The sequence below is a fragment of the Streptomyces yaizuensis genome (assembly GCF_034961445.1).
Taxonomy (GTDB): Bacteria; Actinomycetota; Actinomycetes; order Streptomycetales; family Streptomycetaceae; genus Streptomyces; species Streptomyces yaizuensis.
In genome coordinates, this window is the sequence record NZ_BSBI01000006.1 from 41446 (window position 1) to 59899 (window position 18454).

An 18454-nucleotide genomic window follows, 5' to 3' on the forward strand; every position below is an offset into this window, starting at 1 on the left:
GATGGACTTCACACCCACGGACGAGCAGTCGGCGGCGCGAGGGCTGGCCGCAGGGATCTTCGGCGACTTGGCCACGCCCGACCGGCTCGCGGCGGCGGGCACGGGCACGGATCCGACGCTGTGGCGGGCCCTGTGCGCGGCGGGACTGCCGGCGGCAGTGCCGGAGATCGGGCTGCTGGGCCTGGTGCTGCTGCTGGAGGAGCAGGGGCGGACGACGGCACAGACCCCCTTCGCGACGAGCGGTGTCCACGGGCTGCTGGCCCTCACGATGCTGGGCACGGACGAGCAGCGGGCGCGCCTGCTCCCGGGCCTCGGGGACGGCACGGCGGTGGCGACGGGGGCCATCGCCGAGCCGGCGGCGGTCCGCGCCGAAGCCCTGGCGGGCAGGGCGGGCAGGGCCGGCAGGACGGGCGGGGGCGGGCGCGGTGGTCCGGGCGGGGCGGCGCAGGCCCGGCTGAGCGGGACGGTGGCGTGGGTGCCGTGGCTCCGGGACGCCACCCATGTCCTGGTCGCGGACTCCGGGCGGGCCCTGTGGTGGGTCCGGGTGGCCGACGCGGAGACCGTCCCGGTGGAGACCACGGCCCCCTGGGCGGCCGGGCGGCTCGTCCTGGACGCCACCCCCGCCGAGCGTGTCGGCCCGGCCCATGCCCCACCGGGCGCGGGGTACGAGGAGGTCAGGGCCGTGGCCCGGATCGCCTTCGCCGGGCTCCAGGCCGGGGTCTGCGCGGGCGCGCTCGCCCGCGCCGTGGAACACACCACGACCCGGGAGCAGTTCGGCCGCCCGCTCGCCGCCCACCAGGGTGTCCAGCTCCGGGCAGCCGACGCGCACATGGACGTGGAGTCGATGCGGCTCACGGTGTACGAGGCCGCCTGGCGGTACGACGAGGGCCTGCCGTACGCCCGGCACGCGCTCACCGCCGCCTGGTGGGCCTCGGAGGCGGGCAAGCGGGTCGTCCACACCGGCCAGCATCTCCACGGCGGACTCGGCGCGGATCTGGAGCACCCCGTCCACCGCCACTTCCTCTGGGGGCGGCAGCTGGACGCGTATCTGGGGTGCGGCAGCGAAGTCCTGGCTGAGCTGGGGGCACTGCTCGCGGAAGAGGGAGCGGCATGACGAGGACCGGCAGGGCGGAGGGCGGTGCGACGGGTGCACCGGGGGGAACATCGGCGGGGCAGCAGAGGGGGGTGGAGACGGGGCTGCGAATCGGGGCCCGGAGAAAGCCGGAGGCACGGAGAAGGCAGGAGGCGGGGGCACCGCCCGAGGCGGCGCCGGGCCCGGGGGCTGCCACTTCGACGCCGGGTCCGGGGGCCATCGCTCCGGCACCAGGGCCGGAAGCCGTCAATCCGGTGGGGGGAGCCGGACCGGACGGGCCGGGTCCGGGGGGCGAGCTGCCGTCGCTGGAGATCCGCGTGACCCGCACTCTGATCGTCGCCGGGGCCATCGCCACCCGTGACTATCAGGACGTCCACCACGATCCGGAGGCGGCGCGGCGGCGTGGCGCCCCTGATGTCTTCATGAACATCCTGACGACCAATGGTCTGGTGGGCCGGTATCTCACGGAGTCCCTGGGCGCGGGGACAGTGCTCCGGACGCTGGCGATCCGGCTGGGAACGCCCAGCCACCCCGGCGACACCCTGGTGCTGCGGGGCACGGTCGTCTCGCGTGCGGGGGACGACGCCGTGATCCGGGTCGTCGGCACCCATGAAAGGGGCACCCATGTCACGGCGAGGGCCACGGTGACGCTCCCGCCCGCCGCCCGTGCCCCGGTGCCGGAAGCTCCCCCGCCGGAGCCGCCGGAGCCGCCGGAGTTACTGAAGTCGCCACCGCCGCTCGGGATACCGGAGGTACGGAATGCGCCGGAGCAGCCTGTCACCGGCGGGGGCACCTCATGAGCCCTCATGTCCCGGGCGGCCCCAGACCCAACCCCGACCCCGACCCCCACTCCAGCGCTCGCCCCCATTCCCGTTCCGGATCCCGTTCCGGATCCCGTGACGGGGTCGGCGGCCGGGCGGCGGTCGTGGGTATCGGTGCCACCGAGTTCTCCAAGGACTCCGGCCGCAGCGAACTGCGGCTGGCGGTGGAGGCGGTCCGGGCCGCGCTGGACGATGCCGGGCTGTCCCCCGCCGATGTCGACGGGATGGTCACCTTCACCATGGACACCAGCCCCGAGATCACCGTCGCCCAGGCGGCGGGCATCGGTGAGCTGTCGTTCTTCTCCCGGGTGCACTACGGCGGCGGCGCGGCCTGCGCCACCGTCCAGCAGGCCGCGCTCGCGGTGGCCACGGGTGTGGCCGAGGTGGTGGTCTGCTATCGCGCGTTCAACGAGCGCTCCGGGCGCCGGTTCGGTGCCGGAGTGCGGCACCGGGAGCCGACGGCGGAGGGGGTGGCGCTCGGCTGGGGCCTGCCGTTCGGGCTGCTCACCCCGGCCTCCTGGGTCGCCATGGCGGCCCGGCGCTATCTCCATGTCCACGGTTTGGAGCCCGAGGTCTTCGGCCGGGTCGCCGTCCTCGCCCGCCGGCACGCGGCGCGCAACCCCGCCGCCTACTTCCACGGCCGCCCCATCACCCTCGCCGACCACGCCGCGTCCCGCTGGATCGCCGAACCGCTGCGGCTGCTGGACTGCTGCCAGGAGACGGACGGCGGCCAGGCGATCGTGGTCACCGGTGTGGAGCGGGCCCGGGAACTGCGCCGACCGCCCGCCGTGATCGTCGCCGCAGCCCAGGGCGCCGGCCGGGCCCAGGAGCAGATGACCGGCTTCTACCGGGGCGATCTCACCGGGCTGCCCGAGATGGGCGTGGTCGCCCGCCGGCTCTGGCGGGACTCGGGGCTCACCCCCGGCGATATCGACGTCGGCATCGTCTACGACCACTTCACCCCCTTCGTGCTGATGCAGCTGGAGGAGTTCGGCTTCTGCGGCCCGGGCGAGGCGGCGGACTTTGTCGCGGCGGGCACCCTGCCGCTGAACACCCACGGAGGTCAGCTCGGCGAGGCGTATCTGCACGGGATGAACGGCATCGCGGAGGCCGTCCGCCAGCTCCGGGGCACCTCGGTGAACCAGCGGCCGGGCGCGGCCAGGGTCCTGGTCACGGCGGGCACCGGCGTTCCCACATCCGGGTTGATCCTGGGCGCGGACGGCTGAGCGCGGGGCCCCAGCGCTGGCCGGGGCCCCGGGCAGGACGTTCACTCGGTCCATGCGCATCCGCCGCCGGGCCGGTTCGCCCACCCGGGCCGGCTCCCCCAGCCGGGTCGGCTCCTTCACCCGGGCCGCCGCCGCTCTCGTGCTCACCGCGCTGATCGGCGTCCCCGAACTGCTGCTGTCCCCGCCGCCCGACCCGCGCGCGGACGCCGCGTACACCTCGTCCTCGGCGACCGGCGCCCTCCGGGGCACGGACCCCGACACCCACCCCCGTACCCGTCCCCAGGCCCCGGCCGACGCGCTGCCGGACACCACCGCCGACACGGCCGTGACCTTCCGGGGCCTGGTCTTCGACCTCTGCCGGGCCCCGGCGCTGGCCGTGATGAGCGCCTGGCGGAAGGCGTCCCCGTACGGAGCGGTCGGCATCCCGTACGCGGGCCGGGCCGGCGAGTGCCCGGACCGGCCCCGGCTCACCCGGTCCTGGGTCGCCGGGGTCCACCGCATGGGCTGGAGGGTGCTGCCGCTCTTCACCGGCTCCCAGCCGCCCTGCTCGCCCGCCGCCGCCGTGGATCCTGCGGATCCCGCGCGTCGGCCGCCGACGGGACCGACGGGACCCGGCACGGCCCCGACCCCGGCCACGACCCTGGCCTCGACCCCGACCCTGGCCCCGATGGCGTCCCCGGCCCCGGTACCGGTCCAGGACGTGATCGGAAACGCTCCCGCCGTCCAGGGCGAGAGGGAGGGCCAGGAGGCGATTCGCGCTGCGGGGGCGCTCGGAATCACCAGGGGCAGCGCCCTCTACGTCAGCCTGAAGTCGTACGACCTGAGCGACGCGAAATGCGGGGGTGTCACCCTCGACTACGTCCGCGCGTGGAACCGGGAGGTGCGCCGCCACGGCTACGTCCCCGGCCTGCGCAGCCATGCCGACGCGGGCGTACAGCACATGGAACACGCACGCCGCGCCGGTACCGGTGACCTGCCCTCGGCGATGTGGTTCGCCCGCTGGAACGACAGGCCCTCGCTGTACGACGAGCGGGCGTTGCACCCGTACGCCTGGCGGGTCAAACGACGGATCCACCAGTACGCGGGAGAGGTGACCGAGGAGTACGGCGGGCACCGGCTGACCGTGGGACGGAGCCTCGCGGACGCCCCCGTGGCCAGAATCCACCGTTGAACGGCGTGCTTCCCGGCGCCCCCGGGGCCGCCCGCCATCCCTGACGCGGGCTCCTCACCACTGAGGGTCCCGTCCACCTTCAGGAGGTGCGGCCGGTGCCGGCCGTACAACCTGAGGCGGACATGTCTTCAGGCCCTCCGGGCGATCCGAAGGTTCCACTGCCGCTCCTAGCGTGGGGCCATGACCACGCCAGTCTGCACAAACGCTTCGAGGGCCGCGCTGCCGGCGCCTCAGTCGCACGGGGCCGACGCACGGTACGCGTCTTACGCTCGCTACACGTCGTTCTCGTCGTACGTACGGGCGCGGGGGCCCGTGCTGCTGCGGACCGCGCGCTCGCTCACCGCGAATCCGAGTGACGCGGAGGACCTGTTGCAGACCGCGCTCACCAAGACCTATGTCGCGTGGGAGCGGATCGAGGACCACCGGGCACTCGACGGCTATGTGCGCCGGGCCCTGCTCAACACCCGTACCTCGCAGTGGCGCAAGCGCAAGGTGGACGAGTTCGCCTGTGACGAGCTGCCCGAGCCGGAGACCGTGCCCGCGCCCGACCCGGCGGAGCAGCAGGTGCTGCACGACGCCATGTGGCGCGCGGTGATGAAGCTGCCGGACCGGCAGCGGGCGATGGTCGTGCTGCGGTACTACGAGGACCTGAGCGAGGCGCAGACGGCCGAGGTGCTGGGGGTGTCGGTGGGCACGGTCAAGAGCGCGGTGTCGAGGGCGCTGGGCAAGCTCCGCGAAGATCCGGAACTGGCGCCCGTCCGCTGACACCTCCCGCTGACGCGTCCCGACCGTTCCGACCGGCCCGTTCAGACCCGGCCCGTCCGGCCACGGGCGGTGGGAGGCGCCAAGGGCGGTCGGTCAGTGGGCATCCGTGGCACGCGCTCGGGCAGAGGTAGTGACATACCAAATGGTATGCGCGCAGAATCTGCACACCCCTACTGCCACGTAGCGCTAGCGCCCACCGGGAGGACGCCGTGCGGAGCACCATGCAGGATGTACCGCTGCTGATCAGCCGGATTCTGGAGCACGGACGCAGGATCCATGGAAAGTCCCAGGTCACCACCTGGACGGGAGAGGCTGAACCGCACCGCCGCAGCTTCGCGGAGATCGGCGGCCGCGCCGCGCAGCTGGCCCACGCGCTCCACGACGAACTCGGGATCGGCGAGTCGGATGTCGTGGGCACACTGATGTGGAACAACGCCGAGCACGTCGAGACGTACTTCGCGGTCCCCTCCATGGGCGCGGTACTCCACACCCTCAATCTGCGCCTCCCCGCCGAGCAACTGGTGTGGATCGTCAACCACGCCGCCGACCGCGCGGTCATCGTCAACGGCTCCCTGCTGCCCCTGCTGGCCCCGCTGCTGCCGCATCTGCCGACGATCGAGCACATCGTGGTGTCGGGTCCGGGCGACCGTTCGCTGCTCGCCGACACCGAAGCGCAGGTACACGAGTACGAGGAGCTGATAGCCGGCCGGCCCACCACCTACGACTGGCCCGAGCTGGACGAACGCAGCGCCGCCGCCATGTGTTACACCTCCGGCACCACCGGGGACCCCAAGGGCGTGGTCTACTCCCACCGCTCGGTCTATCTGCACTCGATGCAGGTGAACATGCAGGAGTCGATGGGCCTGGACGACCGGGACACCGCGCTGCTCGTGGTGCCGCAGTTCCATGTGAACGCCTGGGGGCTGGCCCACGGCACCTTCATGACCGGCATCAACATGCTGATGCCGGACCGCTTCCTCCAGCCCGCCCCGCTCGCCGTGATGATCGAGCGGGAGCGGCCCACGTACGCCGCCGCCGTCCCCACCATCTGGCAGGGGCTGCTCGCCGAGGTCACCGCCCACCCCCGTGACCTGTCCTCCCTCACGACCGTGACCATCGGCGGCGCGGCCTGTCCGCCCGCGCTCATGGAGGCGTACGACAAGCTGGGCATACGGCTCTGTCAGGCCTGGGGCATGACGGAGACCTCCCCGCTCGGCACCATGGCCCATCCGCCCGCCGGGCTCAGTACGGAGGAGCAGTGGCCGTACCGGATCACGCAGGGCCGGTTCCCGACGGGGGTCGAGCCCCGGCTCGTCGGTCCGAACGGCGACATCCTGCCCTGGGACGGCACGTCCGCCGGAGAGCTGGAGGTACGCGGCCCCTGGATCGCGGGTGCGTACTACGGCGGCGCGGGTGCCGAGGCGATCAGGCCCGAGGACCGCTTCAGCGCGGACGGCTGGCTCAAGACCGGCGACGTCGGGGTGATCAGCCCCGACGGCTATCTGACCCTCACCGACCGGGCCAAGGACGTGATCAAGTCCGGCGGTGAGTGGATCTCCAGTCAGGAACTGGAGAACACGCTGATGGGCCACCCCGATGTGGCCGAGGCGGCGGTCGTCGCGGTGCCCGACGAGAAGTGGGGTGAACGGCCGCTGGCTGCCGTGGTCCTCAAGGACGGCGCGACCGTCGACTACGCCGCGCTCCGCTCCTTCCTCGGCGAGAAGATCGCCAAGTGGCAGCTGCCGGAACGGTGGACGCTGATCCCGGTGGTACCGAAGACCAGCGTCGGGAAGTTCGACAAGAAGCTGATCCGGAAGCAGTACGCGGACGGGGAGTTGGACGTGACCACGCTCTGAACGGTCCGCACTGCGGGTCGCCGAGCCGGTGAACCGGCCACGGACAGCGTCGGTTTCACGTGAAACATCGACGGCTGAGGGCAGTACAAGTGCACTGCCCTCAGCCGTTGCCCGGCGGCGGGCTAATTCGTCCCGATCTTCGCCAGCAGATCCACGATCCGGGCCTGCACCTCCGCGCTGGTGGAGCGTTCGGCGAGGAAGAGCACGGTCTCGCCGGAGGAGAGCCGGGGCAGCTCCGCGCGGTTGAGACCGGCCGAGGTGTAGACGACCAGCGGGGTGCGGTTCAGCTGCCCGTTCGCCCGCAGCCAGTCGATGATCCCGGCCCGGCGGCGGCGCACCTGCATCAGGTCCATCACCACCAGGTTCGGCCGTGTCTGGGCCGCCAGCGTCACCGCGTCCGTGTCCGCGCCCGCCCGCGCCACCTGCATACCGCGCCGCTCCAGCGCGGCGGTGAGGGCGAGCGCGATCTCCTCGTGCTCCTCGATCAGCAGCACCCGGGAGGGGTGCTGTTCGCTGTCGCGGGGGGCCAGGGCCTTCAGCAGGACGGCCGGGTCGGCGCCGTAGGCCGCCTCCCGGGTCGCCTGCCCCAGCCCGGCCGTCACCAGCACCGGGACCTCGGCCGCGACCGCCGCCTGGCGCAGCGACTGGAGCGCGGTACGGGTGATGGGCCCGGTCAGCGGATCGACGAAGAGCGCGGCCGGGAACGCGGCGATCTGCGCGTCGACCTCCTCGCGGGAGTGCACGACCACCGGCCGGTAGCCGCGGTCGCTCAGCGCCTGCTGTGTCGAGACGTCGGGCGCGGGCCAGACCAGCAGCCTGCGCGGATTGTCCAGCGGCTCCGGGGGCAGTTCGTCGTCCACGGGATGCGGCTGCGGCCGGTTGGCGACCTCGACGGCGCCACCGGGACCGTCCAGCGGCTCCGGGCCCTCCGCCGCGTCCTCGTCGGGCGCCCCGATCGCGTACGCCCGGCCCTCGGAACGCTCCAGGGGAAGCCGGGAGGCATGGGGCTGCGACGGCTGCGCCACGGACGGACCCTGCGGTCGGGCGGCCGGCTCGGGACGCTCGCCCTCGGGCGGGGTGGACAGCTTGCGCCGACGCCCCGAACCCAGCTGTGCCTGACCTGCGCCGGCCTGCTGAGGACCAGCCTGCTGGGCACCGGTCTGCTGGGCCGCCGGGGCGGGACGCTGCGCCGGTACGGGCGAGGAGCCCTGGGGCGCGCGGGGACCGGCACCGGTCTGCTGAGGACCCGTCTGCTGGGCGGCGGACTGGACACCCTGGCCGAGTGTCCGGACGCTGAACGCCCGCCCCTGCCCGCCGTCGGCGGGGTGCGGCCGGGGCAGCGGGGCCTCGGCCGGCAGCGGCTGCCGGGCACCGGGCGGCACGGGGGCCGGGTGCGGCGGTTCGAGATCGGGCAGCGGCAGCGAGACGGAACCGGTGCTCCGCGCGTCCGGGGCACTCGGCGGAACGCCCTGACCGGTGTCCTCGCGTACAGCACCGACGACACCGGCAGCATCGGCCGGTACGGGCCTGGTCGGTACGGGCCCAGCGGGTGCCGGGCCGGCGGGTGCGATGCCGACGGGCCCGGTGTCCGTGGCGGCGGTGGGCCCGGCGTCCTCGGGCACGATCTCGTCGGGTACGGCGGTGAAGCCCGCGCCGCTGGTGTCCTCCTGCGGCCCGGCCGGGTGTCCCCGACGGCGGCCCGTGGGCAGCGGGTGGTGCTCCGGCGGCGTGTGGTCGGCGCCCGGAGGGATGCGTACGGCGTCGTGCCGGCTCGGCGTCGAGGCGTCTACGGCCCCGGCCGACGGCCGCGCGACCGGCATCCGATCGGCTGCGGCGGGCGGCAGTGCGAAGGCGACCCGAGGCCCGCCGGGCGCTTCGGCGGGCTCCACCGGCGCGGGCGCCAGCGCCCGCCGGGTACGACGGCCGGCCTGCTGCGCGTCGACCCCGCCCGGCCCCGCGCCCTGGCCACCGCCGGGCACGGCGGACAGCTCGGGCACCCCGCCGTGCGGCGGGACGGGCCGGTCGCCCGGAGGCGTACCGGTGCTCTGCCGGGGGAAGCCGGGAGCGCCGGGCGCGCTGGGCGTGCTGGGGGACAGGGGCTGCGGCATGCCGGCCGGCGGCACCGGGCGCGACGGCGCGGGCAGGGCGTTCTGCGGGCCGCCGCTGTTCTGCTGCGGCAGGCCGAGCGCGGCGGGCGCCACCGGCTGCGGCGGCACACCTTGCGGCGGCACACCCTGCGGGGACACCGGGCGCGGGCCCCGGGCTCCGGGCGGAGCCTGCGGCGGTACGACGCCACCCGGCGGCACGGGCCGCGACGGCGAAGACTGCGGCGGCTGCGAGGGCTGCGAAGACTGCGTGGGCTGTGGGGGAACTCCGCCCGGCGGTACGGCCTGGCCCGGCGCGGCACGCCCGGCCGCGCCCTCCGCCGCCGTGACGACGGCGTCGGTGGCGTTCTCCTCGTCCGTCCCGATGGCCGCGGACCCCTCGGCGGGGCTCGGCCGGCCCCGGCGCCGACCGGTTCCACCGCTGGGCGTGCCCACCGGCCCGGTCCCGACCGGACCGTCGCTCGTGGTGCCGGCGTCCGGCACGGCGGCCGTGGGGTCGGCAGGCCGCGCGGGCGGCAGCTGGACCGACGGCACGGAGGCCGTGTCGTCCGCCGCCGTGACAGCCCTGCGCCGCCCCGTGGGCTGCGAGGACTCCTCGCCCGACGCGGAACCCTCCGCCGAGACGGGGCTCTCCAGGAAGGCGTCGGTCGAGCTGCGCCGGCCCCGGCGCCGCCCGCTCCCGGCACCTGCCGCAGGCTCCATGGGCTCCATGGGCTCCACGGAAACGCCCGGTCCGACGAGTCCGACCTCGCCGACCGTTCCGACCGGTCCGTCCTGCTCCACGGCGGCCTCGACCGGAGCGTCCTGCTCCAGCGACTCACCGGCCTCCGAGAGGGACTCCGGCAGCAGCTCGGGAAGGGTCTCGGGGGCCGTCCCCGGCCCCTGCGCGACGACCACGCCGGCGGCCACGACGGCCGGTGGGCCGGTGAGCGCGGGCCCGCCCGGGAGAGCCGCGTCGGGACCGGGGACGGTGGGGACGGCAGGCGCCGGCCCGCCGCTCACGGCCTCCGGTGCCGGTACGAGAGCGCCCGCAGCGTCGCCCAACGGCACCTCAAGGACGTACGCGCTGCCGCTCATTCCGGGCATCTCGTGCGTCTGGAGCACCCCGCCGTGCGCCTCGACGATCCCGCGCACGATGGGCTCGTGCACGGGATCGCCCCCGGCGAACGGCCCGCGCACCTCGATCCGTACGACGTCACCGCGCTGGGCGGCGGCGACCACGACGGTGGAGTCCACATAGCCGCCGTCGGGCAGCAGCCGGGCCTTGCCCGTCGAGTCCACGCCGGCGACGTCCGCCGCCAGGTGCGCGAGGGCCGTGGCCAGCCGCCCGGCGTCCACCTCGGCCTCGATCGCCGGGGCGTGCACCGCGAACTGCGCCCGGCCGGGCCCGATCAGCTCGACCGCGCCCTCGACGCCGGCCGTGACGACCGCGTCCAGCAGGACCTTCGACTTGGTGAGGGGTTCCTGACCGGTGTCGAGCAGCTGGAAGCCGAGGACGTTGTCGATGAGCGTGGTCATCCGGGCGTACCCGGCGGCGAGGTGGTGCAGGATCTGGTTGGCCTCGGGCCACAGCTGCCCCGCCGGGTCGGCGGCGAGCGTCCCCAGCTCCGTACGCAACTCCTCCAGCGGGCCGCGCAGGGACCCCCCGAGCACGGCGGTGAGCTGCTCGTGCCGGGCGGCCAGCTCCTGGTGCCGCTCGTCGCGCTTCTCGATCTCGGTGGTGTACCGCTCGGACTTGTCCGCCAGCTCCGCCGCGAACCGCTCGGCGTTCTCCGCGATCTCGGCGTTCAGCCGTTCGGCCGTGTCGGCCAGTTCGGCGTTGAGCCGTTCGGTGGTCCGTTCCAGCTCCTCGGCGTGACGCTTGGCCAGCGACTCGGCCGGCCGCCGGTCGGTGAAGGTCATCACCGCGCCGACCAGCTGGTCCCCGTCCCTTACCGGGGCGGTGGTCAGGTCGACCGGCACCCGCGAACCGTTCTTGGCCCACAGCACCTGCCCGCGCACCCGGTGCTTGCGGCCGGAGCGCAGGGTGTCCGCGAGCGGGGACTCCGCGTACGGGAACGGCTTGCCGTCCTCGCGGGAGTGCAGGATCAGCGGGTGCAGCTCCTGACCGCCGAGGTCGCTGGCGCGGAAGCCGAGGATCTGGGCGGCGGCCGGGTTGACGAGGACCACGCGGCCGTCGGTGTCCGTACCGACCACGCCCTCCGCGGCGGCCCGCAGGATCATCTCGGTCTGCCGCTGGGAACGGGCCAGCTCGGCTTCGGTGTCCAGGGTCCCCGAGAGGTCGCGGACGACGAGCATCAGCAGCTCGTCGCCGGTGTAGCCGTGCTGCGACGCGTAGGCGTCCCGGCCGTCCTCAAGTCCGGCGCTGGTGACTTCGACGGGGAACTCGGTGCCGTCCGTGCGCCGCGCGACCATCCGGGTGGCCCGGGTCCGGCCGCGCTCGTCGGTCGCCTCGGGCCGCCGCATGGAGCCGGGGATCAGCCGCGAGTCGAACACGGGCAGCAGATCGAGCACTCCACGGCCGACCAGCGCGGTCCCGGGGGCCTCGAACAGCTCCAGGGCGATGGTGTTGGCGTTGACGACGGTGCCGTTGCAATTGACCAGCACGAGGCCGTCAGGCAGGGCGTCGAGTATGGCTGCGAGGCGAGCAGCGCCCCGGGATGGCCGACTGCTCACGACGACGGTTCCTCCCTGGCCTACTGCGTGTGCGGACAAGCGGGCCCCATCTTGCCCCTCGGGTCCCCGGCTGTCACTGAAGGCGATTCTAGGGCAGTGGGTGACGGCGGGTCGGCGGATGAGGGGTAGCTCATCACGGGGTTGTGTGGACACCCGGTGACCATCGGGCGTTTCGGGGCCCTGGGCGGGGCCCTGAGCAGGGCCCTAGGAACGGGTGCTCGGAAGGATCGGTTCCAAACGCTGCCAGCGGGAGATCTCGCAGCCGTCGGTCCGGCTGAAGACGGCATCCACGGGCCGTCCCCGCCAGCTCCCGGTGATCCGCGCGGCGGCCGGCCCGCCCGCCTGCTGGGTGCACATCGTGCCCTGGGGCACGGGCATGAACGGGTCCTCCCCGGCCCACGCCAGCTCGTCCAGCCGCGCACAGGCGGCCTCCCGGTCGGGGTGCGTGCCGCCGACCGGGCCGCAGGACAGCTCGTACCGCCCGTCGGTCCGGGCGTTCCCGCTCTCGGAGACCACGAGGGTCAGCTGGTCACGGGCCTGCTCAGGGCCGCCGGGAGGGGGCAGGGGGATCGCTCCGGCGAGGGGCGTGGCGGTGGCCAGCGCGACGGCGGACACGGTCGCGGCGAGGGCGAGACGGCGCAGCATGGGAGGCTCCTGACACGAGGCGGACACGGTCCGGGCGGAGCGTCCTCCGCCACCCCGTCTAACGCGGCACACCCGCCTCCGTTGCGCCTTCGCCCCACGCGAAACCGGGCCCTCTCGATTCACCCCCGCCCCACTTTCCCCGGGCGTGTCGCCCCGGCCCCGGGCTTTGCCCTGTGGCCGGGGCACCTAGTACCGTGGGCAAGGAATTGGTGACACGGAGCCTGACTGTGTCATCATCTGCACACACCGCGCGGCTGCGCGGGGTGCTGGAGGCGTCGCCTAGTCCGGTCTATGGCGCCGCACTGCTAATGCGGTTTGGGCCTTAAAGCCCATCGAGGGTTCAAATCCCTCCGCCTCCGCCAGCAAGATCACGAAAGCCCCGAGCCACCCGCCCGGGGCTTTCGCGCATCCGGCGGCGGGCCGCTCCGCAGACCCCGCGCAGATCGTGTTTCCGCAGGTCAGAGGCGGTCTGAGCAATGGATTTCGCGTGACGGCGCAGGTCATGTAATGTTGTTCCCGCAACGCCGACCAGGCAGAAAAGCCCGGGAAGCACAAGCACTCGTAGCTTAACGGATAGAGCATCTGACTACGGATCAGAAGGTTGCAGGTTCGAATCCTGCCGAGTGCACCAGCCGAGAGGCCCCGGAAGATCTTCCGGGGCCTCTCGCGTTATGCGCGTGCTTCCCGGCTTCCCCGCTTCCCGGCCTCCTTGGTCTTCACTCCGTCGCCCGGTGCCGGGCTCTTCCCCGACAGTGACCGTCGGTAATGGAATGGGCGCGGGGCGGAGGTCGGTGCCCGGGGTGCCCGGGAGCGCGCGGAGCAGGGTGCGGGCGAGCAGCTCCGTACGGCAGCCGCGGCGGCCGAAAGGCGGAGGCTTCCGTAGCGGAAGGGCTGCGTCCGGCGAGGTGCCGGGGGAACGTAGAGATTCGGCCAGGGGCATACCGTGGAAGTGCCCGGGTCGTGGCGCGGATCCCCAGGGAGCGGTCGGATCAGGAACGGCCGGAAGTCGGTGTACGAGGCCGGGGCGGGGCCGAGGGCTCGGGTACTGTCGCCGCTTTCGGCTGGTTGGATCGGCAGTGCGCCCGGAGGTACGTATGGCATGGCGGTGCTCCGGGATCGGATGGCCGCAGGGGACGCGGCTGGCCGTTCTGCGCTGGGAAGGCGGGCGGGTCAGTCCGCTCACGACCGGGCGGACGCTGGGCTTCCGGGCGGAGGGTGAGCGGAGTTGCGTCGGGGCGCGCGGCCATGTCTGTCCCCTGGCGGCGACCGTCGGCGGGCGGGTCACCCAGGCGCGGTGCGCCGAGTGCGCGCGGCTGGACCGGGCGCACTCCGTCGCCGCCGACACGATCGCCGACGACCCCCGGGTCTACCGCGTCTATCTCGCCTGGTTCGGCCCCGGCATGGCCAAGGTCGGCATCACGGCCGAGGAGCGCGGCCCGGCCCGGCTGCTGGAGCAGGGGGCTGTCGTCTTCAGCTGGCTCGGGCGCGGTCCGCTGATGGCCGCGCGCCGGACCGAGGAGCTGCTGAGCCGTTCGCTCGGGGTGCCGGACCGGATTCCGTACGCGGAGAAGCGGGCCGTCCGCGCGGACCTGCCCGCCGGTGCCGGCGAGCGGGCCGCCGAGGTCGGGGACGCGCACCGGCGGGCCCGTGCGCTGGAGGGGTGGCCCGAGACCCTGGAGCCGCTGCCGTACGAACCCGTCGACCATGCCGGTGTGTTCGGTCTCGCCGGGCTGTCCCGCGCCACCCGTGTCGTCCGGGAACTCGTCGACGGCGGTGCCGTCGCGGGGACCCTGCTCGCCGTCGCCGGGCCCGATCTGCATCTGCGGACCGCCGACGGCGAGGTCGTCGTCCTCGACACCCGGCTCCTGTCCGGCTGGTCCCTCGTCGGCGCCGACCCCGGAGCCCCGCTCTCCGTACCCACCGCCGACCTCGGTGTCGGCGCCACCGGCACCGCCCAGGACGGTCTTTTCTAGGACAGGGCGGCCGGATAAAACGCTTGGACAAGGTCATCGGCGCCGCGCACGCTGGCCGGATGAGCCAGCACACCGTCCGCCCCGTGCCCGCCCACGAACCCCCCTATTACACCGTCGTCTTCACCTCCGTCCTCACCGAGGACACCGAGGGGTACACGGAGACCGCCGCCCATCTGGAGGAACTCGTCCGCGAGATACCCGGGTTCCTCGGGTACGAGCACGCCGCCGACCCCGGCGGGCTGGGCATCACCGTCGCCTACTTCCGCGACGAGGAGTCCATCGCCGTCTGGCGGCAGAATCTGGAGCACCGGGCCGCCCAGCGGACCGGGATCAAGCGCTGGTACGAGCGGTACAGCCTGCATGTCGGATGCGTGGAGCGGAGCCACTCCTTTGAGCGCAAGCGGTGAGAGCACGGGTGATGAGAACGCGAGTGATGAGAACGCGGGTGACGAGGTACAGCAGGTAGGCGAGTTCTGGCGGCGGCTCGCGCTGCCCGGGCTCGTCGACATCCACACCCACTTCATGCCCCGCCCCGTCCTCGACAAGGTGTGGGCCTACTTCGACGCCGCCGGCCCCCTCACCGGCCTGGAGTGGCCCATCACCTACCGCCACGGCGAGGAGAAGCGGGTACGCCTCCTCCGGGCCTTCGGGGTCCGTGCCTTCACCGCCATGATCTATCCGCACAAACCCGACATGGCGGCCTGGCTCAACGGCTGGGCCGCCGACTTCGCCGCCCGTACCCCCGACTGTCTGCACACCGCCACCTTCTTCCCCGAGGACGGCGCCGCCGACTACGTCGAAACCGCCCTCGACCGGGGCGCACGAGTCTTCAAGGCGCACCTTCAGGTCGGCGCCTACGACCCCAACGACCCCTCGCTCGACCCCGTCTGGGGGCTCCTCGCCGATGCCCGGGTGCCGGTCGTCACCCACTGCGGCTCCGGCCCCGTGCCCGGCAGGCACACCGGCCCCGGCCCCATGGCGCGGCTGCTCGCCCGCCACCCCCGGCTGCTGATCGTGGTCGCCCACCTGGGGATGCCGGAGTACACCGACTTCCTGGATCTGGCCGAGCGCCATCCGGGGGTGCACCTCGACACCACGATGGCCTGCACCGACTTCAGCGAACGGCTGGCGCCCTTCCCGCCGGCGGAGCGGCCCCGGCTCGCCGCGCTGGGCGACCGGGTGCTGCTGGGGAGCGACTTCCCCAACATCCCGTATCCGTACGTCCATCAGCTCCACGCCCTCGAAGCGCTCGGCCTCGGCGACGACTGGCTCCGCGCCGTCTGCCACGACAACGCCGCCCGGCTGTTCCGGATGGACGGACAGCGGCGGATAGCGGCGGGTGGCGACGAGTAGCGGCGGGCGCGGCGGGACGTGGGTTTCTCAGGGAATTCACAGGCTCGCGCAAGGTCGCTTTCAGGGCCGGGGAACAGAGTGGCCGGCATGACCGCGACCTCGCCCCAGGGGCGTACTGAGATGCTCGGGCCGGACGGCGCCCCCGTCCGGGTGCTCGTGGTGGACGACGAGCAGGCGCTGAGCGAGCTGCTGTCGATGACCCTGCGGTACGAGGGGTGGGAGGTGCGCAGCGCGCCGGACGGGGAGGGCGCGCTGCGTGTGGCGCGGGAGTTCCGGCCGGACGCGGTGGTGCTCGACGTGGTGCTGCCGGACATGGACGGGACGGCGGTCCTGGGGCGGCTGCGGCGGGAGCGGCCGGAGGTGCCCGTGCTGTTCCTGACGGCCAGGGACGCCATCGAGGACCGGATTGCCGGTCTCACCGCCGGCGGCGACGACTACGTCACCAAGCCCTTCGCCCTCGAAGAGGTCGTGGCCCGGCTGCGCGGGCTGATCCGCCGCGCCGGTGCCGCGCCCGCCGCCCGCAGCGCTTCCCTGCTCGCGGTGGGGGATCTGACGCTGAACGAGGACAGCCACGAGGTCTGCCGGGGCGGCCAGTCGATCCATCTGACGGCGACCGAGTTCGAGCTGCTGCGCTATCTGATGCGCAACCCCCGGCGGGTGCTCAGCAAGGCGCAGATCCTGGACCGGGTCTGGTCCTACGACTTCGGCGGCCAGGCCAACGTGGTCGAGCTGTACGTCTCGTACCTCCGGAAGAAGATCGACGCGGGCCGCCCGCCGATGATCCACACCCGGCGGGGCGCCGGTTATCTGATCAAGCCCGGCGAGCAGCCGACGGGATGAGGAGGGCAGTCGCCGGGACGACCTGAGCGCCCAATAATTGCTATACAGCGTATAGCGACACTTGTACGGTGTAGAAGTACCGTCCCCCACACCGCACAAGGAGCCGGCCATGTCGGTGCCGACCACCGCCACGACGCCGGCCCCGGCCGACGGCCGCCACCCACAGCGCTGGCTGATCCTCGGCGTCATCTGTCTCGCGCAGCTCACCGTGCTGCTCGACAACACGGTCCTCAGCGTCGCCATCCCCTCCCTCAACCGGGAGCTGGGCGCCTCCGCCACCGACATCCAGTGGATGATCAACGCCTACTCGCTGGTCCAGTCCGGTCTGCTGCTGACGGCCGGCAACGCCGCCGACCGCTACGGCCGGAAGAAGCTGCTGATCGCCGGTCTGGCGCTGTTCGGCATCGGCTCGCTGGCCGCCGGCCTCGCCCAGTCGTCCGCCCAGCTGATCGCCGCCCGCGCCGGCATGGGCGTCGGCGGGGCACTGCTGATGACCACCACCCTCGCCGTCGTGGTCCAGATCTTCGACGACAGCGAGCGGGTCAAGGCCATCGCCCTCTGGTCGACGGTCAACTCCCTCGGCTTTGCCGCCGGACCGCTCATCGGCGGCGTCATGCTCGACCACTTCTGGTGGGGCGCGATCTTCCTCATCAACATCCCCGTCGCCGCGCTCGGCCTCCTCGCGGTGATCACCCTCGTACCGGAGTCCAAGAACCCGCAGGGCGACCGGCCCGATCTGCTCGGGGCGCTGCTCTCCACCATCGGTATGACGTCCGTCGTCTACGCGATCATCTCCGGCCCCGAACACGGCTGGACCTCCGGCCAGGTGCTGCTCGCGGCGGGGGTCGGCGTGACGGTGCTGACCGGTTTCGTGCTGTGGGAGCTGCGGATCCCGTACCCGATGCTGGACATGCACTTCTTCCGGAACCGTACGTTCGTCGGGGCGGTCGCCGGCGCGATCCTGGTGACGTTCGGGATGGGCGGTTCGCTCTTCCTGCTCACCCAGCACCTCCAGTTCGTCCTCGGTTACGGGCCCCTCGACGCCGGGCTGCGGACCGCGCCGCTCGCGCTGACGATCGTCGCCCTCAACTTCTCCGGACTCGGCCCCCGGCTGCTGCCGAAGATCGGGACGCCCGCCGCCATCGCGGTCGGCATGGCGGCGGTCGCCGCCGGACTCGCCGCGATCGCGCTGCTCGGCCGGGACGACTACAGCGGGATGTTCCTCGGCCTGGTGATCATGGGTGTGGGGATCGCCCTGGCCACGCCCGCCATGGCCAACGCGATCATGAGTGCCATCCCGCCGGCGAAGGCGGGCGTCGGCGCCGGGATCAACGGCACCCTGGCGGAGTTCGGCAACGGACTCGGGGTCGCCGTGCTCGGCGCGGTCCTGAACTCCCGGTTCGCCGCGCTGGTCCCCGGGATCGCGGGCGCGGCCTCGCTGCCCGCCGCGCTGGCGGCGGCCGACGGCCCGGACGAGGCCCGCACGATCTCCGACGGCTTCGCCTCGGGGCTCGCGACGAGCCAGCTGGTGGGCTCGGTCGCGGTGCTGGCGGGCGGTCTGCTCGCGGCCCTGCTGCTCCGGCGCGCGGAGCAGCAGGCGGGGGCGCCCGGCGGCGTGGAAGGGAAGGCCTGACCGAAAGGCCTGACCCGAAGGCCTGACCGACGGCGCGGACTGGATGGGCCGGTCCGAAGGTCTGGCGCCGTCGTGGCCCGGCCCGGCCGCGCGTTCGCCCGCCCGTGCGACCGCATAGCATCGAGACGGGCAGAGGTACCCGCTTCGATGTGCCGGATGTGCGCCGGATGCGCGCTGGATGTGGCGGACGCGGCGCATGTGCGGGCCGGGACGACCTCCCGGCGGTCCGGTACGGCTCGTACGCCGCCGTTTCGCCCCGGGTGGCGTCGCCGCCGGCCGTACCGTACGCCCCGTGCG

At 73.5% G+C, this 18454-nt stretch carries 12 protein-coding genes, 2 tRNA genes and 1 pseudogene; 13 read left to right on the forward strand and 2 right to left on the reverse strand.

What is annotated here, in order from left to right; translation table 11 throughout:
• Position 1 precedes the first annotated feature (1 nt).
• The 6 genes and pseudogenes from SYYSPA8_RS15995 (at position 2) to SYYSPA8_RS16020 (ending at position 6932) form a co-directional block, all read left to right on the forward strand.
• Positions 2 to 1114 carry an acyl-CoA dehydrogenase family protein gene (locus tag SYYSPA8_RS15995; RefSeq protein WP_323447849.1) on the forward strand — a complete coding sequence of 371 codons (1113 nt, stop codon included), beginning with the start codon at positions 2 to 4 and terminating at the stop codon, positions 1112 to 1114.
• A gap of 296 nt (positions 1115 to 1410) precedes the next feature.
• Positions 1411 to 1893, forward strand: coding sequence for a hotdog family protein (locus SYYSPA8_RS16000; RefSeq protein ID WP_323447850.1), 483 nt, complete (start codon positions 1411 to 1413; stop codon positions 1891 to 1893).
• A 95-nt stretch (positions 1894 to 1988) separates the two neighbouring features.
• A pseudogene (locus tag SYYSPA8_RS16005) lies at positions 1989 to 3140 on the forward strand (lipid-transfer protein); the annotation flags it as partial.
• 52 nt (positions 3141 to 3192) lie between these two features.
• Positions 3193 to 4311: a DUF1906 domain-containing protein gene (locus SYYSPA8_RS16010; protein ID WP_323447851.1), complete on the forward strand. Its 1119-nt coding sequence runs from the start codon at positions 3193 to 3195 to the stop codon at positions 4309 to 4311.
• Between the two features lie 180 nt (positions 4312 to 4491).
• On the forward strand, positions 4492 to 5076 hold the full coding sequence (locus SYYSPA8_RS16015; protein WP_323447852.1) for a SigE family RNA polymerase sigma factor: 585 nt from the start codon (positions 4492 to 4494) through the stop codon (positions 5074 to 5076).
• A 209-nt stretch (positions 5077 to 5285) separates the two neighbouring features.
• Positions 5286 to 6932: a long-chain fatty acid--CoA ligase gene (locus SYYSPA8_RS16020; RefSeq protein WP_323447853.1), complete on the forward strand. Its 1647-nt coding sequence runs from the start codon at positions 5286 to 5288 to the stop codon at positions 6930 to 6932.
• 122 nt (positions 6933 to 7054) lie between these two features.
• Here SYYSPA8_RS16020 and SYYSPA8_RS16025 read toward each other — a convergent pair whose 3' ends face one another.
• Together SYYSPA8_RS16025 and SYYSPA8_RS16030 are read right to left on the reverse strand one after the other, a co-directional pair.
• Entirely contained in the window at positions 7055 to 11713 is a 4659-nt protein-coding gene (locus SYYSPA8_RS16025) for a PAS domain-containing protein (protein ID WP_323447854.1), read from the reverse strand.
• 204 nt (positions 11714 to 11917) lie between these two features.
• Complete coding sequence (locus SYYSPA8_RS16030) at positions 11918 to 12358, reverse strand: SSI family serine proteinase inhibitor (RefSeq protein WP_323447855.1); 441 nt, start codon at positions 12356 to 12358, stop codon at positions 11918 to 11920.
• Positions 12359 to 12626: 268 nt separating this feature from the next.
• On the opposite strand from SYYSPA8_RS16030, the gene SYYSPA8_RS16035 reads away from it, so the two are divergent.
• The 7 genes from SYYSPA8_RS16035 (at position 12627) to SYYSPA8_RS16065 (ending at position 18157) form a co-directional block, all read left to right on the forward strand.
• A tRNA-Ser gene (locus SYYSPA8_RS16035) sits at positions 12627 to 12720 on the forward strand.
• Between the two features lie 193 nt (positions 12721 to 12913).
• Positions 12914 to 12989: transfer RNA gene (locus tag SYYSPA8_RS16040), tRNA-Arg, on the forward strand.
• A 463-nt stretch (positions 12990 to 13452) separates the two neighbouring features.
• Positions 13453 to 14331 (forward strand): DUF2797 domain-containing protein, encoded by an 879-nt coding sequence (locus SYYSPA8_RS16045; protein ID WP_323447856.1) that lies wholly within the window; start codon positions 13453 to 13455, stop codon positions 14329 to 14331.
• A 59-nt stretch (positions 14332 to 14390) separates the two neighbouring features.
• Entirely contained in the window at positions 14391 to 14738 is a 348-nt protein-coding gene (locus tag SYYSPA8_RS16050) for an antibiotic biosynthesis monooxygenase family protein (RefSeq protein WP_323447857.1), read from the forward strand.
• Positions 14722 to 15684 (forward strand): amidohydrolase family protein, encoded by a 963-nt coding sequence (locus tag SYYSPA8_RS16055; RefSeq protein ID WP_323447858.1) that lies wholly within the window; start codon positions 14722 to 14724, stop codon positions 15682 to 15684. The genes SYYSPA8_RS16050 and SYYSPA8_RS16055 overlap by 17 nt, the downstream gene beginning before the upstream one ends.
• An 87-nt stretch (positions 15685 to 15771) precedes the next feature.
• On the forward strand, positions 15772 to 16524 hold the full coding sequence (locus SYYSPA8_RS16060; RefSeq protein ID WP_323447859.1) for a response regulator transcription factor: 753 nt from the start codon (positions 15772 to 15774) through the stop codon (positions 16522 to 16524).
• A 109-nt stretch (positions 16525 to 16633) separates the two neighbouring features.
• On the forward strand, positions 16634 to 18157 hold the full coding sequence (locus tag SYYSPA8_RS16065; RefSeq protein WP_323447860.1) for an MFS transporter: 1524 nt from the start codon (positions 16634 to 16636) through the stop codon (positions 18155 to 18157).
• The last annotated feature ends 297 nt before the right edge of the window (positions 18158 to 18454 follow it).